Source organism: Listeria fleischmannii subsp. fleischmannii LU2006-1 (assembly GCF_000344175.1).
In the GTDB taxonomy this organism is placed as follows: Bacteria; Bacillota; Bacilli; order Lactobacillales; family Listeriaceae; genus Listeria; species Listeria fleischmannii.
This window is the reverse complement of sequence record NZ_ALWW01000082.1, coordinates 1-1,068: the sequence shown is the minus strand read 5'-3', so window position 1 is coordinate 1,068 and position 1,068 is coordinate 1. Positions and strand designations below refer to the sequence as shown.

Sequence of the window (1,068 nt, the reverse complement as noted above, 5' to 3'; positions counted from 1 at the left end):
AAAGTGACATGCCAGGTGCAAGCCGGAGGAAGGTGGGRRTGGACGTCAAATCATCATGCCCTATCGACCTGGGCTACACACGTGCTACAATGGATGGTACAAGGCAGGCGAAGCCGTGAGGTGAAGCCAATCCCATAAAACCATTCTCAGTTCGGATTGTAGGCTGCAACTCGCCTACATGAAGCCGGAATCGCTAGTAATCGCGGATCAGCATGCCGCGGTGAATACGTTCCCGGGCCTTGTACACACCGCCCGTCACACCACGAGAGTTTGTAACACCCGAAGTCGGTAGGGTAACGCTTAGGCGAGCCAGCCGCCGAAGGTGGGACAGATAATTGGGGTGAAGTCGTAACAAGGTAGCCGTATCGGAAGGTGCGGCTGGATCACCTCCTTTCTAAGGATAAGGAAACCTATGATGTTTTTTCACTTCTTTTGTTCAGTTTTGAGAGGTCACTCTCAACAACCTGTTCTTTGAAAACTAGATAAGAAAAGTTAGTAAAGTTATCACAAGTGGAAACACTTGAACAAGTAACCGAGAATCAACTGAAAGTGTATCTTTCAACCGAATAGGCGTTTATCATCGCTGATAAAAACGATATTCAGATTAACCGCGCTTCGAAGAAGCGAATGAGGTTAAGTTAGGAAGGGCGCACGGTGGATGCCTTGGCACTAGGAGCCGAAGAAGGACGGGACTAACACCGATAGTGCTTTGGGGAGCTGTACGTAAGCGTTGATCCAGAGATTTCCGAATGGGGGAACCCACTATCTTTAGTCGGATAGTATCCTTATGGTGAATACATAGCCATAAGGAAGGCAGACCCAAGGGGAAACAGAAACATGACTAAGTAACCGTGAGGAAGAAGAAAAGAAAAATCGTATTTCCTGAGTTAGGACGGCGAGCGAAACGGAAAGAGCCCAAACCCAAGAAGCTTGACTTCTTGGGGTTGTAGGACGACTCTTATAGGAGTTACAAAGAAGGATGATAGATGAAGCGGTCTGGAAAGGCCGCCAGAGACGGTAATAGCCCGGTAGTTGAAATGTGCTTCTCTCCAGAGTGGATCCTGAGTA

The 1,068-nt window shown here is 48.2% G+C and carries 2 rRNA genes; both read left to right on the top strand.

What is annotated here, in order from left to right:
- Positions 1 to 394: ribosomal RNA gene (locus LFLEISCH_RS14265) — 16S ribosomal RNA — on the top strand; the annotation flags it as partial.
- Positions 395 to 631: 237 nt separating this feature from the next.
- Positions 632 to 1,068, top strand: a 23S ribosomal RNA gene (locus tag LFLEISCH_RS14260); the annotation flags it as partial.